Origin of the sequence: Herbaspirillum sp. NPDC101396, assembly GCF_044767365.1 — a bacterium.
In the GTDB taxonomy this organism is placed as follows: Bacteria; Pseudomonadota; Gammaproteobacteria; order Burkholderiales; family Burkholderiaceae_D; genus Herbaspirillum.
Genome location: NZ_JBIWNT010000004.1, coordinates 227,905 through 247,874 on the forward strand (window position 1 = coordinate 227,905; position 19,970 = coordinate 247,874).

Sequence of the window (19,970 nt, forward strand, 5' to 3'; positions counted from 1 at the left end):
GCGGTGTTGGGATTCTACTGCTGCCAAGGTGGCGGTATGGGTCGAAAAGAATGGTGTTTACGGCAATCACTGCCGCTTCAGATGTGCGCCAAGTTGGTGCGTTGTCATGCTGACGCATCGGCCGCAAAGCGGCACGGGTATTGCTTTCTGGATATACATACTCAAGAGTTTGTGCTGGGCCTGCTCCGGCGGGGCGGATCGTTGAGTGGCATTGTTATTGCTTATTGTGATCAAAAAAAGCACGCACCACTACTTAGGCGTCGTGTAGTCCGCTACATCAATTGCTGTTTCCATTGGTTTTCCGTTCGTTCCCTTTCGTTGTTGCCGTCTGGCATTGATTGTGTAACCCATTTATGAAGATCGTCGCTTCCGTGATTCCGCCTGACAATGCTGCCGCCATCACGTCCATTGCCAGGCCACCGCGCTTGCTTGAAACCTTGTTGGCCAATCTGGACGGCATGGTGTATCGCTGCCGCGACGACGAAGAATGGACCATGGAATTCGTCAGCGAGGGCTGTCTGGAGCTGACCGGTTACCAACCCGAAGACCTGCTGTTCAATCACCGTATCTCGTACGAAGATATTACCCATCCCGACGATCGCGAAAAGGTGCGCCAGACCATCCAGTCCTGCCTGGACGGTAAGCGCCGCTTCGAGCTCGAATACCGCATCGTGCGCGCCGACGGCGAAATGCGCTGGGTGTGGGAGCGCGGCGTCGGCATCTACAATGCCGCCGGAACGCTGGATGCGCTGGAAGGCTACGTGCAGGATGTGACCGCACGCAAGGAGGCAGACCAAGCCTTGCTGGAAGCGGAGCGGCGTTACCGCAGCATCTTTGAAAACGCCATCGAAGGCGTGTTCCAGTCGACCCCGGACGGCGGCTACATTGCGGTCAACCCGGCGCTGGCGCGCATCTACGGCTACAAGTCGGCAGATGACCTGATCGTCAGCCTGCGCGACATCAAGCATCAGCTGTATGTGGAGCCGGAGCGCCGCACTGAATTCATGCGCATGATGGCCGACTTCGGTTCGGTGTCGAACTTCGAATCGCGCGTCTACCGTCGCGACGGCGAGATCATCTGGATCTCCGAAAACGCACGCGCCGTGCGCGACGAGGCCGGCACCCTGATGTTTTATGAAGGCACCGTCGAAGCCATCACCGAACGCAAGTTGTACGAAGCCGAAATCCGTCATCAGGCCACGCATGATGCGTTGACCGGGCTGCCCAACCGCACCATGCTGCACAGCCACTTGCAGCGCGCGATCCAGAGCACGCGGCAAAAGGGCACGCTGACGGCGGTGGTGTTCGTCGATCTCGACCAGTTCAAATTCATCAATGACAGTCTCGGTCATCAGGTCGGAGACGAACTGCTCAAGACCGTGGCTCAGCGGCTGGTGTCCTGCGTGCGGGAAACCGACATGGTGGCGCGTCAGGGCGGCGACGAATTCGTGCTGGTGCTGCAGAATCAGCCAGACGAAAACCGCATCACCGAAGTCCTGCAGCGCATCCTGACCGCCGTGGCGCGGCCGTGGGTGGTAGGTGATCGCGAATTCCACGTCACCTGCAGCATCGGCGTGAGTCGCTGTCCGACCGACGGCCGCGATGTCGAAACGCTGCTCAAGAACGCCGATTCGGCCATGTACAAGGCCAAGGAGCTGGGGCGCAACAACTTCCAGTATTTCGCCGGCTGGATGGACGCGCAGGTCAGCAATCGCCTGGAAATGCTGGTCAGTCTGCGGCGCGCGCTCGACCGCGATGAATTCAAGCTGTATTACCAGCCCAAGATCAGCCTGGCCAGCGGTCGCATCATCGGCGCCGAGGCGCTGATCCGTTGGATCACGCCGGACCAGGGCATGGTGCCGCCGGACCGTTTCATCCCGTTTGCGGAAGAAGCCGGCCTGATCGTGCCGATCGGCGAATGGGTGTTGCGTACCGCCTGTGCCCAGAACAAGGCATGGCAGGACGCCGGTCTGGTGCCGATTCCGGTGGCGGTGAACCTGTCGCCGCGCCAGCTCGACCAGAATCTGCCCGAGTTTGTGCGCCAGGTGCTGGCCGAGAGCTGCCTCGCCGCCGCTTGGCTGGAGCTCGAAATTACCGAAAACGTCGTCATGAAGGATGCCGAAAAGACCGTCGCCACGCTCAATGCACTCAAGCGCCTGGGTTTGCAGGTGTCGGTGGACGACTTCGGCACCGGCTATTCGAGCCTGAGCTACCTGCGCCGCTTCCCGGTGGATGCGCTGAAGATCGACAAGTCCTTTGTGCGCGATATCGCCCGCGACGCCGATAGCGCGGCGATCGTCAAGGCGGTGATTTCTCTGGGCCACATCCTCAACCTGCGGGTGATCGCCGAAGGGGTGGAAGACCAGGAGCAATACAACTTCCTGTTGGAAAACGGCTGCGACGAGGTGCAGGGTTATCTGCTCGGCAAGCCGATGCCGGCGGAGGATTTCACGCGCCGGCTGGAGCTGGAAAAGAAGGCGGCCGGCTGACCCGGCCAACCGCGCGGCAGCCGGGACTTGTTGCCTTTCAGTTACGTCGCCAATACTGTCTGACTGCTGCAACGCTGCGCGATTGAGACGACAACCGTCCGGACCTTTGTGCTAAACTCCGCGCAGTATATTTTGCATTTTGCCTCCGGCCACCCGAAAACTCAGCTCGGCGCCGCCTGCAAGGTCAAAAGTTGAAATGGTGCGAGAATCTGGGAACTCAAGATTCTGTGTTCGCAACCAAGCCTTATTTTCCCGCTCATCTTCAACCTCCTATAAATCGAGCGCCGGGAAGCAGCACCAACAGCATCAGGCAGCATATTCAGGTTCGACAACCTGGCAGCACCGTTGGCGCTGTGATGAAACTCAACCCGCGCAGCCAGGCTTCGTATAGTCCGTATCTCCGATATATCGAATAGTCAGCCGCGAACTTTTATTAAACAAGCCGCACACGAGTCGTACATGAATACTATTGAGGCCAAGAAAGTCCTCGAAACAGCATTGCTATGTGCCCACGAGCCATTATCAATCAACGAACTGAAGAAACTTTATGTCTCAGGTGACGATGCCGTCAGTGAAATAACTGCGGACATCATCCGGCAGATGCTGGAAGAACTGCGCGAAGACTGGATCGACAAGGGCGTGGAAGTGGTCAGCCTGTCGACAGGCTGGCGTTTCCAGAGCCGGGCCGACATGAAGGTCTACCTGGATCGCCTGAATCCGGAAAAGCCGCCGAAATATACCCGCGCCACGCTTGAAACCCTGGCCATCATTGCCTATCGCCAGCCGGTCACCCGCGGCGACATCGAAGAGATTCGCGGCGTGACGGTCAGTACCCAGACCGTCAAGTTGCTGGAAGACCGCGCCTGGATCGAGGCCATCGGCCATCGCGACGTGCCAGGCCGCCCGGCGCTGTTTGCGACGACCAGGAAGTTCCTCGACGACCTCGGTCTGACTTCGCTGGATCAGTTGCCGCCGTTGAAGACCGTGACCAAGGACGGTGTAGTCGATCCGGGTGCATTGCTGGAATTGCAGGCGCTGGAAGCAGGCATGCAGGCCGATCTGCTTGCCCAAGGCGAAGCGGAGGCTGCTGCTGCTGCTGCTGCTGCTATTCCCGCCGCCGGCGAATCTGCTGAATCTGTCGACGCGGCCGAGATTGCCGAAGTTGCCGACGGCATTGCCGTGGAACTGACGACCGAAGAAGTTGCCGAACCGGCTGAGTTCGCCGACGAGGCGGATGCAACGGATGTAGCCGAAGCCGCCGATGTGGCTGAAGAGACGGTTGCCGGAGCTGCCGTGGAAGAAATTCCCGGAGAAGACATCGAGAATGACGTGGATGCCATCGCACCAAGCGTCGCCAATCACGAAGAAGCGCAGGCTGAAAGCCCTGCTTCTGCTGAAGACATTCACACCAACGACCCCGCCTCCGGCCACGCAAGTGACGCCGCGCCCGGTCTGAATAACCGCGATTCAAATAATGAAACCATCTAGTTCCAATGATGATCAGCAGGTAGACCTGCTCGGCGCCGCAGCCGATAACGCCACCGCTGCCAAGCCGGTCCGCAAGCGCACCAAGAAAGTTGCGGCGGAAGACGTCGTCGCCGAAGTAGCGCCGGCCGAAAAGCCCGCCAAGGCGCCGGCCAAGCCGCGTGCCAAAAAGGTCGTCGCTGCGGAAGCGCCGGCTGAAACGGCTGCGCCTGCGCCGGTCGCAGCTGATGCCGCCGCCGATGCGCCCGCGCCGAAGAAGCGTGCGCCGCGCGTCAAGAAGGTGGTTGCCGATGCCGCTCCGGTCGCCGAGGCCGTTACCGCAGAAGCTCCCAAAGTCATCGTCACCATTGGTGAAGAAGTCACTGCCGCGCCGGTCCTGCTCGATGCGCCGACCGACAGCGCCCGTACCAAGCCTGCACGCCGTGGCGTACGCGGACCGCGCGCTTTGCGCAACAATCGCGCCGCGCAGCGCGCCGCTGAAGCCGGTGAAGGCGAACAACACAATACGGTTGCAGGCGACGAGCAGCCGGTTCAGGCAGATGCCAATGCGCCGGTTCCTGTGGCCGACCAGGCCATGGCGGAATCGCGCCGCGACGGTCAGGGGCAGGATCGCAATCGCCAGCAAAAAGGCAAGAAACCATTCGCCAAGGGCGGCAAGCCAAAAGCGCCGCAACTGGGTTTGCGTTCGCATGACGCCGGCGACGACGTGTTTTCGTTCGTCACCTCCGACGCCTACGACAAGGAAGACGGCGCCCGCAGCGGCGCGCGCGGCACGCATCAGCTGCGCGGCAAGAACGGCCGCCGCGACCTGACGTCGGAAGACGACGCGCCCAAACTGCACAAAGTGCTGGCCGATTCCGGTCTCGGTTCGCGCCGCGACATGGAAGAGCTGATCGTGGCCGGCCGCGTGTCGGTCAACGGCGAGCCTGCCCATATCGGTCAACGCATCCTGCCGACCGACCAGGTCCGCATCAACGGCAAGTTGCTGCAGCGCAAAGTCAGCAAGAAACCGCCGCGCGTACTGGTGTATCACAAGCCGGCCGGCGAAATCGTCAGTCATAACGACCCCGAAGGCCGCGCGTCGGTATTTGATCGCCTGCCAAACATGAAGGCGGCCAAGTGGCTGGCCGTCGGTCGCCTCGACTTCAACACCGAAGGTTTGCTGTTGTTTACAACCTCCGGTGATCTGGCAAACCGCCTGATGCACCCGCGCTACAACATCGAGCGTGAATACGCCGTGCGTACGCTGGGCGAGCTGGAGCAAGGCATGCGCCAGAAGCTGCTGCACGGCGTCGAGCTCGATGACGGCGTGGCGCAGTTTTCCAAAATCGCCGACGGCGGTGGCGAAGGTGTCAACAAGTGGTATCGCGTGACTATCGGCGAAGGCCGTAACCGCGAAGTGCGCCGCATGTTCGAAGCCATCGGCCTGACCGTGTCGCGCCTGATTCGTACCCGTTACGGCGTCATGACGCTGCCGCAAGGTTTGAAGCGTGGTCGTTGGGAAGAACTGGAAGAAAACGCCGTGCGCACGCTGCTGACGGTGTGCGGTCTGGAAAAAACAGGCGGCGCCGAAGCGCCGTCGGGCAAGTCCAAAGGCGGCGGCAATCGCAACGGCGATAATCGTGGCAACAGCGACAATCGTGGCAACGGCGACAGCCAGCCGCGCAGCAACGCCAACGCCAATCCGATGCAGCCACGTGGTCCGCGTCGCGACCAGCAACCGTCCTGGCAAGGTCAAGGGCAGGGGGCGCGTCAGGGTCAAGGCCAGGGTTCGCGTCAAGGACAGGGGGGGCGTCCGCAGAGCAACAAGCCGCGTCAGCCTGACCCGTTGCAGACGGCGCTGGGCTTCCCGGATGCCGGTCAACGTCGTCATAACCGCCCGCAACGCAATGGCGGCGGCGGTGGCGGTGGTGGTATGCCCGGGCAAGGGATGGGCGCGGGCGGTCAGCAGCGTCGTCGACGCGGATAAGTCTTTGATTGCTCGGGAATTTCTTTTTGGAAATATCGGGCTGTCTGCGGTATGTCCGGCAATCTTGAATTGCCGGACATACCGTAATCGGTTATAATGCGCAAGTTAACGGGGGTGTCTTCACGGCGAAATACATCGTGAAGCGGTCTGTAGTTGAATAAACGATAAGAACGATGGGCAGATGCCCATTTTTTTTTTGCTGAACAAATTGACGTGTCTGTGCTGGCTGTTTGAAATGCGCAGAACGAAGCGCGGAGAGATTTCCTTGCAATTGCTGGATCTGATTGAAACCACCCTGTCGGGCATGGGCTACGAACTGGTCGACCTCGAGAAAGCGGACCGCGGTCTGGTGCGCGTGTTTATCGATTTCCCGTTCGCCGACGCCGACAAGGGCCCGATCACGGTCGAGGATTGTGAAAAAGTCACGCATCAGCTGTTGCACGTGTTTACAGTCGAAAACGTCAACTACGAACGGCTGGAAGTGTCATCACCCGGGCTTGATCGCCCGCTGAAGAAGCTCAGCGACTATGTGCGCTTTGCCGATCAGGAAGCAATCGTCAAGCTGCGCATGCCGATGCCGGGCGCAGCCAACCGCAAGTCGTTCCAAGGCATCTTGCGGGTGCCCGAGGGCGAGAATTTAAAACTGGAATTTGAAGCAAACGATGGGTCGGCAGCGTTGTTGGACTTTACGCTCGCCGATGTGGATAAGGCACGCCTGGTGCCGAAAGTGGATTTTAGGAGTCGCAAAGCATGAGTCGCGAAGTTTTGTTATTGGTCGATGCGCTGGCGCGCGAAAAGAACGTCGATAAGGATGTGGTCTTCGGAGCACTGGAGCATGCGCTCGCGCAAGCTACCAAGAAACGCTACGAAGGCGAAGTCGACATCCGCGTGTCGATCGACCGCGAAAGCGGCGAATTCGAATCGTTCCGTCGCTGGCACGTGGTGCCTGACGAAGCAGGTTTGCAATTGCCCGACCAGGAAGTTTTGCACTTCGAAGCCAAGGAACAGATTCCTGACATCGCCGTCGATGAATACATCGAAGAGCCGATCGAGTCCGTGGAATTCGGTCGCCGTTTTGCCCAGGACACCAAGCAAGTGGTCCTGCAGCGCATCCGCGACGCTGAACGCGAACAGATCCTGGCTGACTTCCTCGAGCGCGGCGATTCGCTGGTGACCGGCACGATCAAGCGCATGGAACGCGGCGACGCCATCGTCGAATCCGGCAAGATCGAAGCCCGCCTGCCGCGCGATCAGACCATTCCAAAGGAAAACCTGCGTATCGGCGACCGCGTCCGCGCCTATATCCTGCGCATCGACCGCAATGCACGCGGTCCGCAAGTGATCTTGTCGCGCAATGCGCCTGAATTCATCATGAAGCTGTTCGAACTGGAAGTTCCGGAAATCGAACAAGGCTCGCTGGAAATCAAGTCGGCTGCACGCGACCCGGGCGTACGCGCCAAGATCGCGGTTTTCACCAGCGACAAGCGCATTGATCCTATCGGCACCTGTGTCGGCATGCGCGGTTCGCGCGTGCAGGCCGTGACCGGCGAACTGGGCGGCGAACGCGTCGACATCGTGTTGTGGTCGGAAGATCCGGCGCAATTCGTCATCGGCGCGCTGGCTCCGGCCAACGTCAGCTCGATCGTCGTGGATGAAGAAAAGCACGCCATGGACGTCGTCGTCGACGAAGAAAACCTGGCGATCGCTATCGGTCGCGGCGGCCAGAACGTGCGCCTCGCAGCAGAGCTGACCGGCTGGCAGATCAACATCATGACGGCGGAAGAATCGGCCGACAAATCGGCGCAGGAAACTGCCGCGACCCGCATCCTGTTCATGGAAAAGCTGGACGTCGATCAGGAAGTCGCCGACATCCTGGTGGAAGAAGGTTTCGCCAGCCTGGAAGAAATCGCCTACGTGCCGATCAACGAAATGCTCGAGATCGAATCCTTCGACGAAGAAACCGTCAACGAACTGCGCAACCGCGCGCGCGATGCACTGGTGACCGAGGCGATCGCCTCCGAAGAAGGTCTGGAAGGCATGGACGAAGAACTGATCAATTTCGAAGAAATGGATCGTGTCGTTGCCGGCAAGCTGGGCCTGGCGGGTGTCAAGAACGTGCCTGCTTTCGCCGCACTGGCGTACGACGAGTTCGGCGCGATCCTGGCCCTTTCGGCCGAGCGCGCGCGCCAACTGATTGAGAATGAATTTGAAGATGTGACCGACGATGAAATGAAGCTCATCGATGCTAAATACGACGAGCGTGCCAAGGCACTGCAAGCCAAAGCATGGGCCACCGTGGAAGCAAAGCAGTAAGCCTCCAGGACCACATCATCGCCGAGCCACATAGAAAAGAGGACTGAATGGCAAGTAACAACGTAGCCCAATTTGCCACCGAGCTGAAAATGCCGGCGGATTTGCTACTGACCCAGCTGCGATCTGCAGGAGTTGAAAAAAGCTCCGAGTCCGATCCTTTGTCAAAAGAAGACAAGGACCGTTTGCTGGAGCATCTGCGCCGCGTGCGCGGAGCAGCTCCGGAAGGCGAGAAGAAGAAAATCACGCTGACCCGCAAGGAAACGACCGAAATCAAACAGGCCGATTCCACGGGCAAGTCACGCACTATCCAGGTGGAAGTGCGCAAGAAGCGCACCTTCATTAAGCGCGATGAACCGACTGCGGACGAAACCGGCAAGCCGGCAACTGTTGCGCCTGAGTCGACTGAAGCCGAGCCAAGCGCGGAAGAAGCGCGTCACCAGGAAGAGCTGATCGCCCGTCAGGAAGCTGAATTGCGCGAGAAGCAGGAACGTCTGGCGCAACTCGAAGCCGAGCGCGCTGCGGAAGCCAAGGCGGCCGAACTGGAAGCGCAGAAGGCTGAGCAGGAAGCCAAGCAAGCGGCTGAAGAAGAAGCTCGTCAAGCTGCTGCAGAAACTGCCGACAAGGCCAAGCCGAGCGCCGGTGCTGCTGCTCCTGTAGCGAAATCGGCAGAAGATGCCGCCGCTGAGGAAAAGAAGCGCGCTGCCGCCGAAGAAGCCAAGAAGAAGGTTGCCCAGGTCGCCAAGGAAGCCTCTGAACGTGCAGCTGCCGCCGACCGCGCCCGCAAGGTCGTGGAAGACGAAGTCGCCCAGATCAAGGCCATGATGAATGCGCCGCGCCGCGTGATCAAGGCTCCCGAGCCTGCGCCGGTCGCTGCCACTAAGACTTCCGAAGGTACGCTGCACAAGCCCGCCGACAAGAAGCCTGGTGAAAAGAAAGACGACAAGAAGGCGCCGGTTGCAGTCGACAAGAAGTCGATCAAGTCGGCCAACGTCTCGTCGACATGGCAGGACGACGCCAAGAAGCGCGGCACCGGCATGAAGACGCGCGGCAACACCGGCACCGGTGGCCGCGATGGCTGGCGTGCAGGTCCGAAGGGCCGCCGCAATTCGCATCACGACGACCACGAAAGCAATTTCCAGGCGCCGACCGAAGCAATCATCAAGGACGTCCACGTCCCTGAAACGATCACCGTCGCCGAGATCGCCCACAAGATGTCCGTCAAGGCTTCCGAAGTCATCAAGCATCTGATGAAGCTCGGCCAGATGGTCACCATCAACCAGGTGCTGGACCAGGAAACCGCCATGATCGTGGTGGAAGAAATGGGCCACCGTGCGCATGCTGCCAAGCAGGATGATCCGGAAGCATTGCTGGAAGAGGGCGTTGAGCATCCTGACGCAGAACTGCTGGCGCGTGCGCCTGTGGTTACCGTCATGGGCCACGTCGACCATGGTAAGACATCGCTGCTGGATTACATCCGACGTGCGAAGGTTGCTTCCGGCGAAGCCGGCGGCATTACCCAGCACATCGGCGCGTACCACGTGGAAACACCGCGCGGCATGATCACCTTCCTCGACACCCCGGGCCACGAAGCGTTTACCGCCATGCGTGCCCGCGGCGCCAAGGCAACCGACATCGTGATTCTGGTGGTTGCCGCCGACGACGGCGTGATGCCGCAAACCAAGGAAGCGATCGCTCACGCGAAGGCCGGCGGCGTGCCGCTGGTCGTGGCGATCAACAAGATCGACAAGCAGGGCGCCAATCTGGACCGCGTCAAGCAGGAACTGATTGCCGAAGGCGTCGTGCCGGAAGAATACGGCGGCGAAGCGCCATTTATCTCCGTGTCCGCGAAGACCGGCGAAGGCATCGATTCGTTACTGGAAAACGTGCTGCTGCAAGCCGAAGTGCTGGAATTGAAAGCCGCCATCAACGTCCCGGCCAAGGGTCTGGTCATTGAAGCCAAGCTCGACAAGGGCCGTGGTCCGGTCGCGACGATCCTGGTGCAGTCCGGCACCCTGAAGCGCGGCGACGTCGTGCTGGCGGGTTCGGCTTACGGCCGCGTCCGTGCGATGCTGGACGAAAGCGGCAAGAGCATCACCGAAGCCGGTCCGTCGATCCCTGTTGAAATTCAGGGCCTGACAGAAGTGCCGAGCGCGGGTGAAGAAGTCGTGGTCATGTCCGACGAACGCAAGGCGCGTGAAATCGGCCTGTTCCGTCAAGGCAAGTTCCGCGACGTCAAGCTGGCCAAGCAGCAGGCGGCGAAGCTGGAAAACATGTTCGACCAGATGGCCGAAGGCGAGGTCAAGAACCTGCCGATGATCATCAAGACCGACGTGCAAGGTTCGCAAGAAGCGCTGGTGCAATCGCTGCAAAAACTGTCCACCGCCGAAGTGCGTGTTCAGGTGGTGCATGCAGCGGTCGGCGGCATTTCCGAAAACGACGTCAACCTCGCGGTGGCATCGAAGGCGGTCATCATCGGCTTCAACACCCGTGCCGACGCGTCTGCCCGCAAGCTGGCCGAAGCCAATGGCGTGGACATCCGTTACTACAACATCATTTACGATGCCGTGGATGAAGTGAAAGCGGCGATGTCGGGCATGCTGTCGCCGGAGAAGCGCGAACAGGCCCTGGGTCTGGTCGAGATTCGCCAGGTGTTCGTGGTCAGCAAGGTCGGCTCTATCGCCGGCTGTTACGTCCTCGAAGGTCTGGTCAAGCGCGGTTCGCAAGTCCGTCTGCTGCGCAACAACGTGGTGCTCTGGACCGGCGAGCTGGATTCGCTCAAGCGCTTCAAGGACGACGTCAAGGAAGTCAAATCTGGCTTCGAGTGCGGTCTGTCGTTGAAGAACTACAACGATATCCAGGAAGGCGATCAGCTGGAAATCTTCGAAGTGCAGGAAGTCGCGCGTACTTTGTAATTCTCTCCGTCGTCACGAGGGCGGGTGTCTGCGCAGCAAACACCCGCCTTGTTTCATTCAACAGCAGCACAGAATTTTTATGCCGTCCCGCTTTGGCGAGCCGGCCGAGGTCAGTAATCCAGCATGGCAAAACACAGCAAATCCATTCCCGGGCGCGGCTTGCGCGTCGCCGACCAGATCCAGCGCGATCTGTCGGAAATCATTGCATTCGAGTTGAAAGACCCGCGTGTGGGGATGGTCACGATCACGGAAGTGCAAGTGACACCGGACTATGCGCATGCCAAGATTTTCTTTACGACCTTGAAGGACGACAAGCAGGCGATCCAGGATACGGTGACCGGCCTCTCGAAGGCGTCCGGTTTCCTGCGTGGACAATTGGGCCGCCGTTTGACGATCCACACCTTGCCCGAATTGCATTTCGTGCATGACAACTCGACGGCGCGCGGCATTGAAATGTCGCGCCTGATCGACGAGGCCAATGCCACCCGCGCCAAGGATGCCGACGAGAGTTGAGCTCGCAGCGGCGTTATTGCGCCGCTTAACCGCACGCCAGTAATCATCGCCGCATCGTTTCAAGACGCATCGATTCAAGAAATTCCCGGACTACACAATCATGGCGCAATCATCGCCCCAACCCTCCCGGCCGCCAAGAGCGCCGCGCGTGCCTGTGCATGGCGTGCTGCTGCTGGACAAACCGGTCGGCTGGTCCAGCAACGATGCCTTGATCAAGGCCAAGCGTTTGCTCAATGCCTTGAAGGCGGGGCATACCGGCACGCTTGATCCGTTCGCGACCGGTTTGCTGCCGTTGTGTTTCGGCGAGGCTACCAAGTTCTCGCAGGATTTGCTGGAAGCCGACAAGACCTATGAAGCCGTGGTCCATTTCGGCATCGTCACCAACACCGGCGACACCGAAGGCGAAGTACTGAGCACCAAGGCAGTCGACGTCACGCCGGAACAGATCGAAGCGGTGCTGGAGAAATTCCGCGGTCCGATCTCCCAGGTGCCACCCATGCATTCCGCGCTCAAGCGCGACGGCAAGCCGCTGTACGAATATGCCCGCGCCGGCATCACGCTGGAGCGCGAGGCGCGCCAGGTGACGATCCATCAGCTGGAACTGCTGTCGTATGAAGCGCCGTTCCTGCGCATCCGCGTGATGTGCAGCAAGGGCACTTACATTCGGGTGCTTGGTGAAGACATCGGCGCGGAGCTCGGTTGCGGCGCGCATTTGAATCAATTGCGGCGCACCGGCGTCGGCGCGTTGACGCTGGAGGGCAGCGTGACGCTCGATGAATTCATCGCGCTGGAAGACGGCCAACGCACGCAGGCCTTGCTGCCGGTGGACGGGTTGCTGACGACGTTTCCGGCGGTGATGCTGACCGATGTGCTGACGCAGCGCTTCTTGCACGGACAGCGTCTGGCGCTCGGTAAAGAAGGTATTGCATTGCCCGCAGAGTCAGGCCGGGCAAGGGTTTATCAGGAAAGCAGCGGTCGCCTTCTGGGCACCGGACTGATGCAGGAATTCGGCATACTGGCGCCGGAACGGCTGATTTCGACCTTGTCGGAATAGCGCAATTTTTTGCTGTCGCCAGCCTTTGTAATGTGTACAGCAACTCTTTGAAATTATTAGGCTTTTTAAAGTTCGTGCGTCGCAACATGCTATAATGCGCGCCTTTCAGGGCCTCCCTAAGCCCTTCGGATTCGGCAGACCAACTCAATTCAATCATGTCAAACAATAAACGCGCTATTCGTAACATCGCCATCATCGCCCACGTTGACCATGGCAAAACCACCCTCGTCGACCAGCTGCTGCGTCAGTCGGGCACCTTCCGCGACAACCAGCAGGTTGATGCCCGCGTGATGGACTCGAACGATATCGAAAAAGAACGCGGCATCACGATTCTGTCGAAGAACTGCGCCGTGGAATACAAGGGCACCCACATCAACATCGTCGACACCCCGGGCCACGCCGACTTTGGCGGTGAAGTGGAGCGCGTGCTGTCGATGGTCGACAGCGTGCTGTTGCTGGTCGATGCGCAAGAAGGTCCGATGCCGCAGACGCGTTTCGTGACACGTAAAGCACTGGCGCTGGGCCTCAAGCCTATCGTCGTGGTCAACAAGATCGACCGCGAAAACGCCGATCCGCAAAAGGCCGTCAACGCCACGTTCGAACTGTTCGACAAGCTCGGCGCCACCGACGAGCAACTGGATTTCCCTATCATTTACGCATCGGGTTTCAAGGGCTACGCCGGCCTGGAAGACACCGTCCGCGACGGCAACATGGAGCCGCTGTTCGACGCGATCCTGGAACACGTTCCTGCGCGCGAAGATGACCCGGACGGTCCGCTGCAACTGCAAATCACTTCGCTGGAATACTCGTCCTACGTCGGCAAGATCGGCGTTGGCCGTATCCTGCGCGGTCGCGTCAAAGCGCTGCAAGACGTGATCTGGATGAACGGTCCCGACGACAAGCCAACCAAGGCGCGCATCAACCAGGTGCTGACTTTCCGCGGCCTGGATCGCGTGATTGTCGAAGAAGCGCTGGCCGGCGACATCGTCCTGATCAACGGTATCGAAGAAATCAGCATCGGTTCCACCATCTGTGCACCGGACACGCCTGAAGGCCTGCCGATGCTGAAGATCGACGAACCGACCCTGACCATGAACTTCATGGTCAACAACTCGCCACTGGCAGGCCGCGAAGGCAAGTTCGTGACCACCCGTCAGATCCGCGACCGTCTGGACCGCGAACTGAAAGCCAACATGGCGCTGCGCGTCGTGCAGGCTGAGAACGACGATTCGACCTACGAAGTGTCGGGCCGCGGCGAATTGCATCTGACGATTCTGATCGAAAACATGCGTCGCGAAGGCTACGAGCTGGCCGTGTCGCGTCCACGCGTGGTGTTCAAGATGGTCGATGGCGTGCGCCACGAGCCGTATGAAAACCTGACCGTCGACGTCGAAGAAACCAGCCAGGGCGGCGTGATGGAAGAACTCGGTCGTCGTCGCGGCGATCTGCAGAACATGGAACCGGACGGCAAGGGGCGCGTCCGTCTGGAATACCGTATCCCTGCACGTGGCCTGATCGGCTTCCAGGGCGAATTCATGACGCTGACACGCGGCACTGGCCTGATGAGCCATGTGTTCGACGAATACGCTCCTGTCGACAACAGCAAGGGTGAACTCGGCGGCCGTCGCAACGGCGTGCTGATTTCGCAAGACGACGGCGCTGCCGTTGCCTACGCGATCTGGAAACTGCAAGATCGCGGCCGCATGTTCGTCAGCCACAACGATCCGGTCTACGAAGGCATGATCATCGGCATCCACTCGCGCGACAACGATCTGGTCGTGAACCCGATCAAGGGCAAGCAACTGACCAACGTTCGTTCGTCCGGTACTGATGAAGCGGTGCGCCTGGTGCCGCCAATCGAAATGTCGCTGGAATACGCCGTTGAATTCATCGACGACGACGAACTGGTCGAAGTCACACCGAAGAGCATTCGCCTGCGCAAGCGTTTCCTGAAGGAACACGAGCGCAAGAAGGCATCGCGCGACGCGTAATTGCCGTCGGCGGTGGAGGAATGGCAAGAATGGTAGGAAGGGCAGGAGCAGTAACGCTGTGCTGATATTGGTTTTGTGAATACCTGATATCAGCACAATAAAGCGGACGACTATGATGCGGTGCGATATAGTTACACCTGTCTCCTCCAATTTCCTCCTAAAGAATTGGATTTAAGCCCGCAACCGAAAGGTGAGCGGGTTTTTTTTTACCTGAATCTTTTTACTTGTTTTGCCTCTGGACGCGTGTTTGCGGGGTAGTGGCAAAAGAAGCGTTGCAAAATGGGAACGCCCGCAAACGTTTTCCAGTGCCGGAAAACAGATAAGCACTTAAATTGTGCATTGCGAAATGACGAATGCTGGTTTGTGGTGCAGAATCACCCCCGCAGTATAAAAATCCTATCTCACAGAGGATAGAGGGGACACCAGCCCGCAACGTGCAAACGTTGCGGGCTTTCTATTTGTGGCGCCTCGCGCGTGTTCCGGTCAGATTGCTTATATTGGAGCAGGCGGACGGTAAAGCGCCACCAGTTCATGTTGCTCATTTTGGATAGGTGTTATGTCTTACGGACCAAGAACAATCAGCGTTGCGCCCATGATGGACTGGACCGACCGGCATTGCCGGCTGTTCCATCGCCAGATCACGCGGCACACCTGGCTGTACACCGAAATGGTCACCACCGGCGCCTTGCTGCACGGCGATGTGCCGCGCCACCTCAATTTCAACGACGAAGAACATCCGGTCGCCCTGCAGCTCGGCGGCAGCGAGCCCCACGATCTGGCGAAAAGCGCCAAATTGGGCGAGGAGTGGGGCTATGACGAGATCAACCTGAATTGCGGCTGTCCTTCCGAGCGTGTGCAGAAGGGGGCATTCGGCGCCTGCCTGATGGCTGAGCCAACATTGGTAGCGGATTGCGTCAAGGCAATGCGCGACGCCGTCGACATCGACGTTACCGTCAAGCATCGTATCGGCATCGACGACGTCGAGTCCTACGATTTCGTGCGCGACTTTGTCGGCACGATCGCCGATGCCGGTTGCAAGACCTTCATCGTGCATGCGCGCAACGCCGTCCTGAAAGGCCTGAGCCCCAAGGAAAATCGCGAGATCCCGCCTCTCAAATACGACTACGCCTATCGTCTGAAGAAGGACTTCCCGGCGCTGGAAATCCTGATCAACGGCGGCATCAAGACCGTGGCCGAAATCGACCTCCATCTGCAGCACGTCGACGGCGTCATGCTCGGCCGCGAGGCCTACCACAATCCTTTCCTGATGGCGGGCTTTGACGCGCGCTATTACAGCCAGGTTGACGGCGGCCTGCAGCCCACGCGCAACGACGTCATCGCGGCGATGGTGGAGTATGCGCGCGCGCAGCTGACGGCGCATGGCGACGGCGGCAAGGGCCTGCGCCTGAACAGCATCACGCGTCATATGCTGGGCCTGATGGCAGGGCTGCCGGGGGCGCGCGCCTTCCGCCAGACCCTGTCGGATTCCAAGCGGCTGGCGCTGGGCGATCCGGCGTTGCTGATGGAAGCCTTGTCGCATACGCAACTGGTGACGTTGGAATAAGTCTGCATTCACCCCATCCTTGCCCGCCCAAGCAGGCAATCAGCCAAAAAAACGGCCGCAAATCCTTTAAAATACGGGGCTACTGAAGGAAATCGTTATGCCTATCGCAACAACAGAAGAAATCGTCGCCGAATTGCGCGCCGGACGCATGGTCATCCTGGTCGACGAAGAAGATCGTGAAAATGAAGGCGACCTGGTGCTGGCCACCGATTTCGTCACGCCTGAAGCCATCAACTTCATGGTCAAGCATGCGCGCGGCCTGGTCTGTCTGACGCTGACCGAAGAGCATTGTGACCGTCTTGACCTGTCGATGATGTCGACGCGCAACGGCACCCAGTTCGGCACCAATTTCACCGTCTCGATCGAAGCCGCCGAAGGCGTCACGACCGGCATCTCTGCCGCCGACCGCGCGCGCACCATTCAAGTTGCCGCCGCCAAGGACGCAGTGCCGGCCGACATCGTCCAACCGGGTCATATTTTCCCGCTGCGCGCACAAAAGGGCGGCGTGCTGATGCGCGCCGGCCATACCGAAGCCGGTTGCGACCTGACCCAGATGGCGGGCCTGACGCCGGCCGCCGTGATCTGCGAAATCCTCAAGGACGACGGCACCATGGCGCGCCTGCCGGACCTGCTCGAATTCGCCGAAGAACACAAGCTCAAGATCGGCACCATCGCCGACCTGATCCATTACCGCAGCCAGCACGAAAGCATCATTGAGCGTGTCGCCGAGCGCGAGATGCACACCGTGCACGGCTCGTTCAAGGCCATTGCCTATCGCGACACGCCAAGCGGCGGCGCCCACCTGGCACTGGTGCATGGCGACATCCGTCCGGGCGAAGAAACATTGGTGCGCGTGCATCAGCCGGTCTCGATTCTCGACCTGCTCGAAACCAAAGCGACGACCCACTCGTGGAACATGGCCTCGGCCATGGCCGCGATCAAGGCGGCGCCGAGCGGCGTCGTGGTGCTGCTCAATTGCGAGGAATCGGCCGACCAGATGTTTGCCCAGTTCGCCGCGCTCAACAACGTGCAGGCGGCCAAGCCGGCCCGCGCCGACCGCCTCGACCTGCGCACCTATGGCATCGGTGCGCAAATCCTCAAGGATCTCGGCGTGTGCAAGATGCAGCTTCTGGCCAGCCCGCGCAAGATGCCGTCGATGACCGGATTCAACCTCGAAGTTACCGGCTATCGCGCCAAGCCAGACGCCTGACCGACCGTACCGTCCGCAACGCATCGCGGCACCATCACACTCACACAACGCAAGTTTGCGTATAAGGAAAAGCCATGACTATTGGTACTTACGAATCGGATCTGAATGGCGACGGCTTGCGCATCGGCATCGTCCAGGCGCGTTTCAACGAAGACGTCTGCCACGGCTTGCTGGCGTCATGCCTGGCTGAGCTCAAGCATCTCGGCGTACAGGACGAAGACATCCTCCACGTCAGCGTGCCGGGCGCGCTGGAAATTCCGCTGGCCCTGCAAAAGATGGCCGAGACCGATCAGTTCGATGCGCTGATTGCATTGGGTGCGGTTATCCGCGGCGAGACCTATCACTTCGAACTGGTGTCGAACGAATCGGGCGCAGGCATCACGCGCGTCGGCCTCGACGCCGGCATCCCGATCGCCAACGCCGTGCTGACCACCGAGAACGACGAGCAGGCCGAAGCGCGCATGGAAGTCAAAGGCGCCGATGCTGCCCGCGTCGCCGTCGAGATGGCCAACCTGTCGCTGGCGCTGGAAGAACTCGCCACAGTGGCTGAAGAAGAATAAGCAGGCAGGCCGGCCGGTCTTCGCTGCACGTTTTGCAGTGGACGCCGGCGGCGCAATTGATTGCTGATTGCGCGTCTGTTTCGATTTTGCATTGACCCGGTTTCCTCATTTCATCATGACCAATAAAATTCAACACGCCAACCCGAGCAAGAACCGTACGCCGCGCCACCGCGCCCGCGAGTTCGCGCTGCAGGGCCTGTATCAATGGCTGCTCAACAATGAAGACGCCGGCGCGATCGAAGCGCACATCCGCGAAGCGCACGGTTTCGACAAGGCCGACGCCGAGCATTTCGACGTCCTGCTGTACGGCGCGATCAAACAGGCGCCGGAGTTGCGCACCGATCTGGCACCACTGATCGACCGCGCCATCACCGAGCTGTCGCCGGTGGAACACGCGGCGCTGCTGATCGGCGCCTTCGAACTGAAAAATAATCTCGAGATTCCGTATCGCGTGGTCATCAACGAAGCCGTTGAACTGACCAAGTCGTTCGGTGGTATCGACGGCCACAAGTACGTCAATGGCGTGCTTGACCGTTTCGCCGCCAAGGCGCGCGAAGTGGAAGTCGGTGCCGGACGCCGCTGATCCGCTCGTCATTGTTCGCGCCGCCGCTGCATTGAAGTTAACGCAGCGCGGCGGTTTTACAGTTCTTCTTGCAGTTCTTCGTTCTCACATCGTTCCATGAGCTTTCACGATCTCGCCTCCCGCCTGCAAAACATCGCGCCGTTCCATGTGATGGAGCTGGCCAAGATGGCCGCTGCCCTGGAGCAACAAGGCAATCACATCATTCACATGGGCATCGGCGAGCCCGACTTCACCGCCGCGCCCGCCGTTGTTGCCGCCGCGACACAGGCGATGGCCGACGGCAAGATGCAATACACCTCGGCAACAGGTTTGCCGGCGTTACGAGAGGCGATCTCAGCGCATTATGAGCGCGTGTACGGGTTGGACATCGCGCCGTCGCGAATTATCGTCACAGCGGGCGCCTCAGCGGCCCTGTTGCTTGCCTGTGCGGCGTTGGTGGAGAAGGGCGCAGAGGTTTTGATGCCGGATCCCTCTTATCCGTGCAACCGCCATTTCGTCGCCGCCTTCGAAGGCCAGGCAAAATTGATCGAAAGCGGACCGGAACATCGCTTTCAGTTGTCTGCCGGCATGGTGCAGGAACATTGGTCGGCGGCAACCAAAGGCGTATTGCTGGCGTCGCCGTCGAATCCGACCGGCACCTCGATCCTGCCCGATGAGTTGAAGAAGATCGTCGACGTCGTGCGCGAGAAAAAAGGTTTCACCATTGTCGATGAAATCTACCAGGGCCTGTCGTACGAAGGCGCGCAGTTCTCGGCGCTGTCGCTCGGCGAAGACGTCATCGTCATCAACAGCTTTTCCAAATACTTCAACATGACCGGCTGGCGTCTCGGCTGGCTGGTGCTGCCCGAAAGCCTGGTGCCGCAAGTCGAGAAGCTGGCGCAGAATTTGTTCATCTGCGCCTCGTCGATTGCGCAGCATGCCGGTATCGCCTGTTTTGCGCCGGAGTCGATCGCGCTGTACGAAGACCGCAAGGCCGAATTCAAACGTCGCCGCGATTACATCGTGCCGCAACTCGAACGTCTCGGCTTCAAGGTGCCGGTGATGCCCGACGGCGCGTTCTATGTTTACGCCGATTGCAGCGCGCTCAGCGACGACGCCGATGCATTCACGATCGACATGCTCAACAAGGCCGGCGTGGTACTGGTGCCGGGCCTTGATTTTGGCCCGGCCACGGCGCATCGCTACATCCGCTTGTCGTACGCGACGTCGATGGAGAATTTGCAGGAAGCGGTGCGGCGCCTGGATAAATATCTGGCGGAGCGCAAGGCGGCATAATTTATTGGGGATGTCGCGCAGGATGTCTCTGAAAACATCAATCCGCAGAAAA

General features: G+C 59.7%; 14 protein-coding genes. All 14 read left to right on the forward strand.

What is annotated here, in order from left to right; all coding sequences use genetic code 11:
- Positions 1 to 353 precede the first annotated feature (353 nt).
- The 14 genes from ACIROY_RS14910 (at position 354) to ACIROY_RS14975 (ending at position 19,918) form a co-directional block, all read left to right on the forward strand.
- Positions 354 to 2,489: an EAL domain-containing protein gene (locus ACIROY_RS14910; RefSeq protein WP_402278073.1), complete on the forward strand. Its 2,136-nt coding sequence runs from the start codon at positions 354 to 356 to the stop codon at positions 2,487 to 2,489.
- Between the two features lie 459 nt (positions 2,490 to 2,948).
- Positions 2,949 to 3,977 (forward strand): SMC-Scp complex subunit ScpB, encoded by a 1,029-nt coding sequence (gene scpB, locus ACIROY_RS14915; protein ID WP_402342199.1) that lies wholly within the window; start codon positions 2,949 to 2,951, stop codon positions 3,975 to 3,977.
- Positions 3,964 to 5,943, forward strand: a complete 1,980-nt coding sequence (gene rluB, locus ACIROY_RS14920; protein WP_402278071.1) for a 23S rRNA pseudouridine(2605) synthase RluB — start codon at positions 3,964 to 3,966, stop codon at positions 5,941 to 5,943. Before scpB ends, rluB begins: the two co-directional genes overlap by 14 nt.
- 265 nt (positions 5,944 to 6,208) lie before the next feature.
- Positions 6,209 to 6,697, forward strand: coding sequence for a ribosome maturation factor RimP (rimP, locus tag ACIROY_RS14925; protein WP_402342201.1), 489 nt, complete (start codon positions 6,209 to 6,211; stop codon positions 6,695 to 6,697).
- Positions 6,694 to 8,256 carry a transcription termination factor NusA gene (gene nusA, locus ACIROY_RS14930; RefSeq protein WP_265211660.1) on the forward strand — a complete coding sequence of 521 codons (1,563 nt, stop codon included), beginning with the start codon at positions 6,694 to 6,696 and terminating at the stop codon, positions 8,254 to 8,256. The genes rimP and nusA overlap by 4 nt, the downstream gene beginning before the upstream one ends.
- 47 nt (positions 8,257 to 8,303) lie before the next feature.
- Entirely contained in the window at positions 8,304 to 11,168 is a 2,865-nt protein-coding gene (gene infB / locus ACIROY_RS14935) for a translation initiation factor IF-2 (RefSeq protein WP_402278070.1), read from the forward strand.
- A gap of 123 nt (positions 11,169 to 11,291) precedes the next feature.
- Positions 11,292 to 11,681, forward strand: a complete 390-nt coding sequence (rbfA, locus tag ACIROY_RS14940) for a 30S ribosome-binding factor RbfA (protein ID WP_402342203.1) — start codon at positions 11,292 to 11,294, stop codon at positions 11,679 to 11,681.
- Positions 11,682 to 11,781: 100 nt separating this feature from the next.
- Positions 11,782 to 12,735: a tRNA pseudouridine(55) synthase TruB gene (gene truB, locus ACIROY_RS14945; RefSeq protein WP_402342204.1), complete on the forward strand. Its 954-nt coding sequence runs from the start codon at positions 11,782 to 11,784 to the stop codon at positions 12,733 to 12,735.
- 155 nt (positions 12,736 to 12,890) lie between these two features.
- Positions 12,891 to 14,726: a translational GTPase TypA gene (typA, locus tag ACIROY_RS14950; protein WP_116434894.1), complete on the forward strand. Its 1,836-nt coding sequence runs from the start codon at positions 12,891 to 12,893 to the stop codon at positions 14,724 to 14,726.
- A 556-nt stretch (positions 14,727 to 15,282) separates the two neighbouring features.
- The gene (gene dusA / locus ACIROY_RS14955) at positions 15,283 to 16,290 is read left to right on the forward strand and encodes a tRNA dihydrouridine(20/20a) synthase DusA (protein ID WP_402342206.1); all 1,008 of its coding nucleotides are present in this window, start codon (positions 15,283 to 15,285) and stop codon (positions 16,288 to 16,290) included.
- A gap of 97 nt (positions 16,291 to 16,387) precedes the next feature.
- On the forward strand, positions 16,388 to 17,500 hold the full coding sequence (ribBA, locus tag ACIROY_RS14960) for a bifunctional 3,4-dihydroxy-2-butanone-4-phosphate synthase/GTP cyclohydrolase II (RefSeq protein ID WP_116434896.1): 1,113 nt from the start codon (positions 16,388 to 16,390) through the stop codon (positions 17,498 to 17,500).
- Between the two features lie 74 nt (positions 17,501 to 17,574).
- Positions 17,575 to 18,060 (forward strand): 6,7-dimethyl-8-ribityllumazine synthase, encoded by a 486-nt coding sequence (gene ribH / locus ACIROY_RS14965; RefSeq protein ID WP_402278065.1) that lies wholly within the window; start codon positions 17,575 to 17,577, stop codon positions 18,058 to 18,060.
- Between the two features lie 115 nt (positions 18,061 to 18,175).
- Positions 18,176 to 18,643 (forward strand): transcription antitermination factor NusB, encoded by a 468-nt coding sequence (gene nusB, locus ACIROY_RS14970; RefSeq protein ID WP_402342208.1) that lies wholly within the window; start codon positions 18,176 to 18,178, stop codon positions 18,641 to 18,643.
- Between the two features lie 96 nt (positions 18,644 to 18,739).
- Positions 18,740 to 19,918, forward strand: coding sequence for a pyridoxal phosphate-dependent aminotransferase (locus tag ACIROY_RS14975; protein ID WP_402342210.1), 1,179 nt, complete (start codon positions 18,740 to 18,742; stop codon positions 19,916 to 19,918).
- Positions 19,919 to 19,970 lie beyond the last annotated feature (52 nt).

What these genes read in the sequence shown, in the direction of transcription:
- ACIROY_RS14910 (WP_402278073.1), top strand. Translation starts at nt 354, where the DNA reads ATGAAGATCGTCGCTTCCGTGATTCCGCCTGACAATGCTGCCGCCATC.
- scpB (WP_402342199.1), top strand. Translation starts at nt 2,949, where the DNA reads ATGAATACTATTGAGGCCAAGAAAGTCCTCGAAACAGCATTGCTATGT.
- rluB (WP_402278071.1), top strand. Translation starts at nt 3,964, where the DNA reads ATGAAACCATCTAGTTCCAATGATGATCAGCAGGTAGACCTGCTCGGC.
- nusA (WP_265211660.1), top strand. Translation starts at nt 6,694, where the DNA reads ATGAGTCGCGAAGTTTTGTTATTGGTCGATGCGCTGGCGCGCGAAAAG.
- infB (WP_402278070.1), top strand. Translation starts at nt 8,304, where the DNA reads ATGGCAAGTAACAACGTAGCCCAATTTGCCACCGAGCTGAAAATGCCG.
- rbfA (WP_402342203.1), top strand. Translation starts at nt 11,292, where the DNA reads ATGGCAAAACACAGCAAATCCATTCCCGGGCGCGGCTTGCGCGTCGCC.
- truB (WP_402342204.1), top strand. Translation starts at nt 11,782, where the DNA reads ATGGCGCAATCATCGCCCCAACCCTCCCGGCCGCCAAGAGCGCCGCGC.
- typA (WP_116434894.1), top strand. Translation starts at nt 12,891, where the DNA reads ATGTCAAACAATAAACGCGCTATTCGTAACATCGCCATCATCGCCCAC.
- dusA (WP_402342206.1), top strand. Translation starts at nt 15,283, where the DNA reads ATGTCTTACGGACCAAGAACAATCAGCGTTGCGCCCATGATGGACTGG.
- ribBA (WP_116434896.1), top strand. Translation starts at nt 16,388, where the DNA reads ATGCCTATCGCAACAACAGAAGAAATCGTCGCCGAATTGCGCGCCGGA.
- ribH (WP_402278065.1), top strand. Translation starts at nt 17,575, where the DNA reads ATGACTATTGGTACTTACGAATCGGATCTGAATGGCGACGGCTTGCGC.
- nusB (WP_402342208.1), top strand. Translation starts at nt 18,176, where the DNA reads ATGACCAATAAAATTCAACACGCCAACCCGAGCAAGAACCGTACGCCG.
- ACIROY_RS14975 (WP_402342210.1), top strand. Translation starts at nt 18,740, where the DNA reads ATGAGCTTTCACGATCTCGCCTCCCGCCTGCAAAACATCGCGCCGTTC.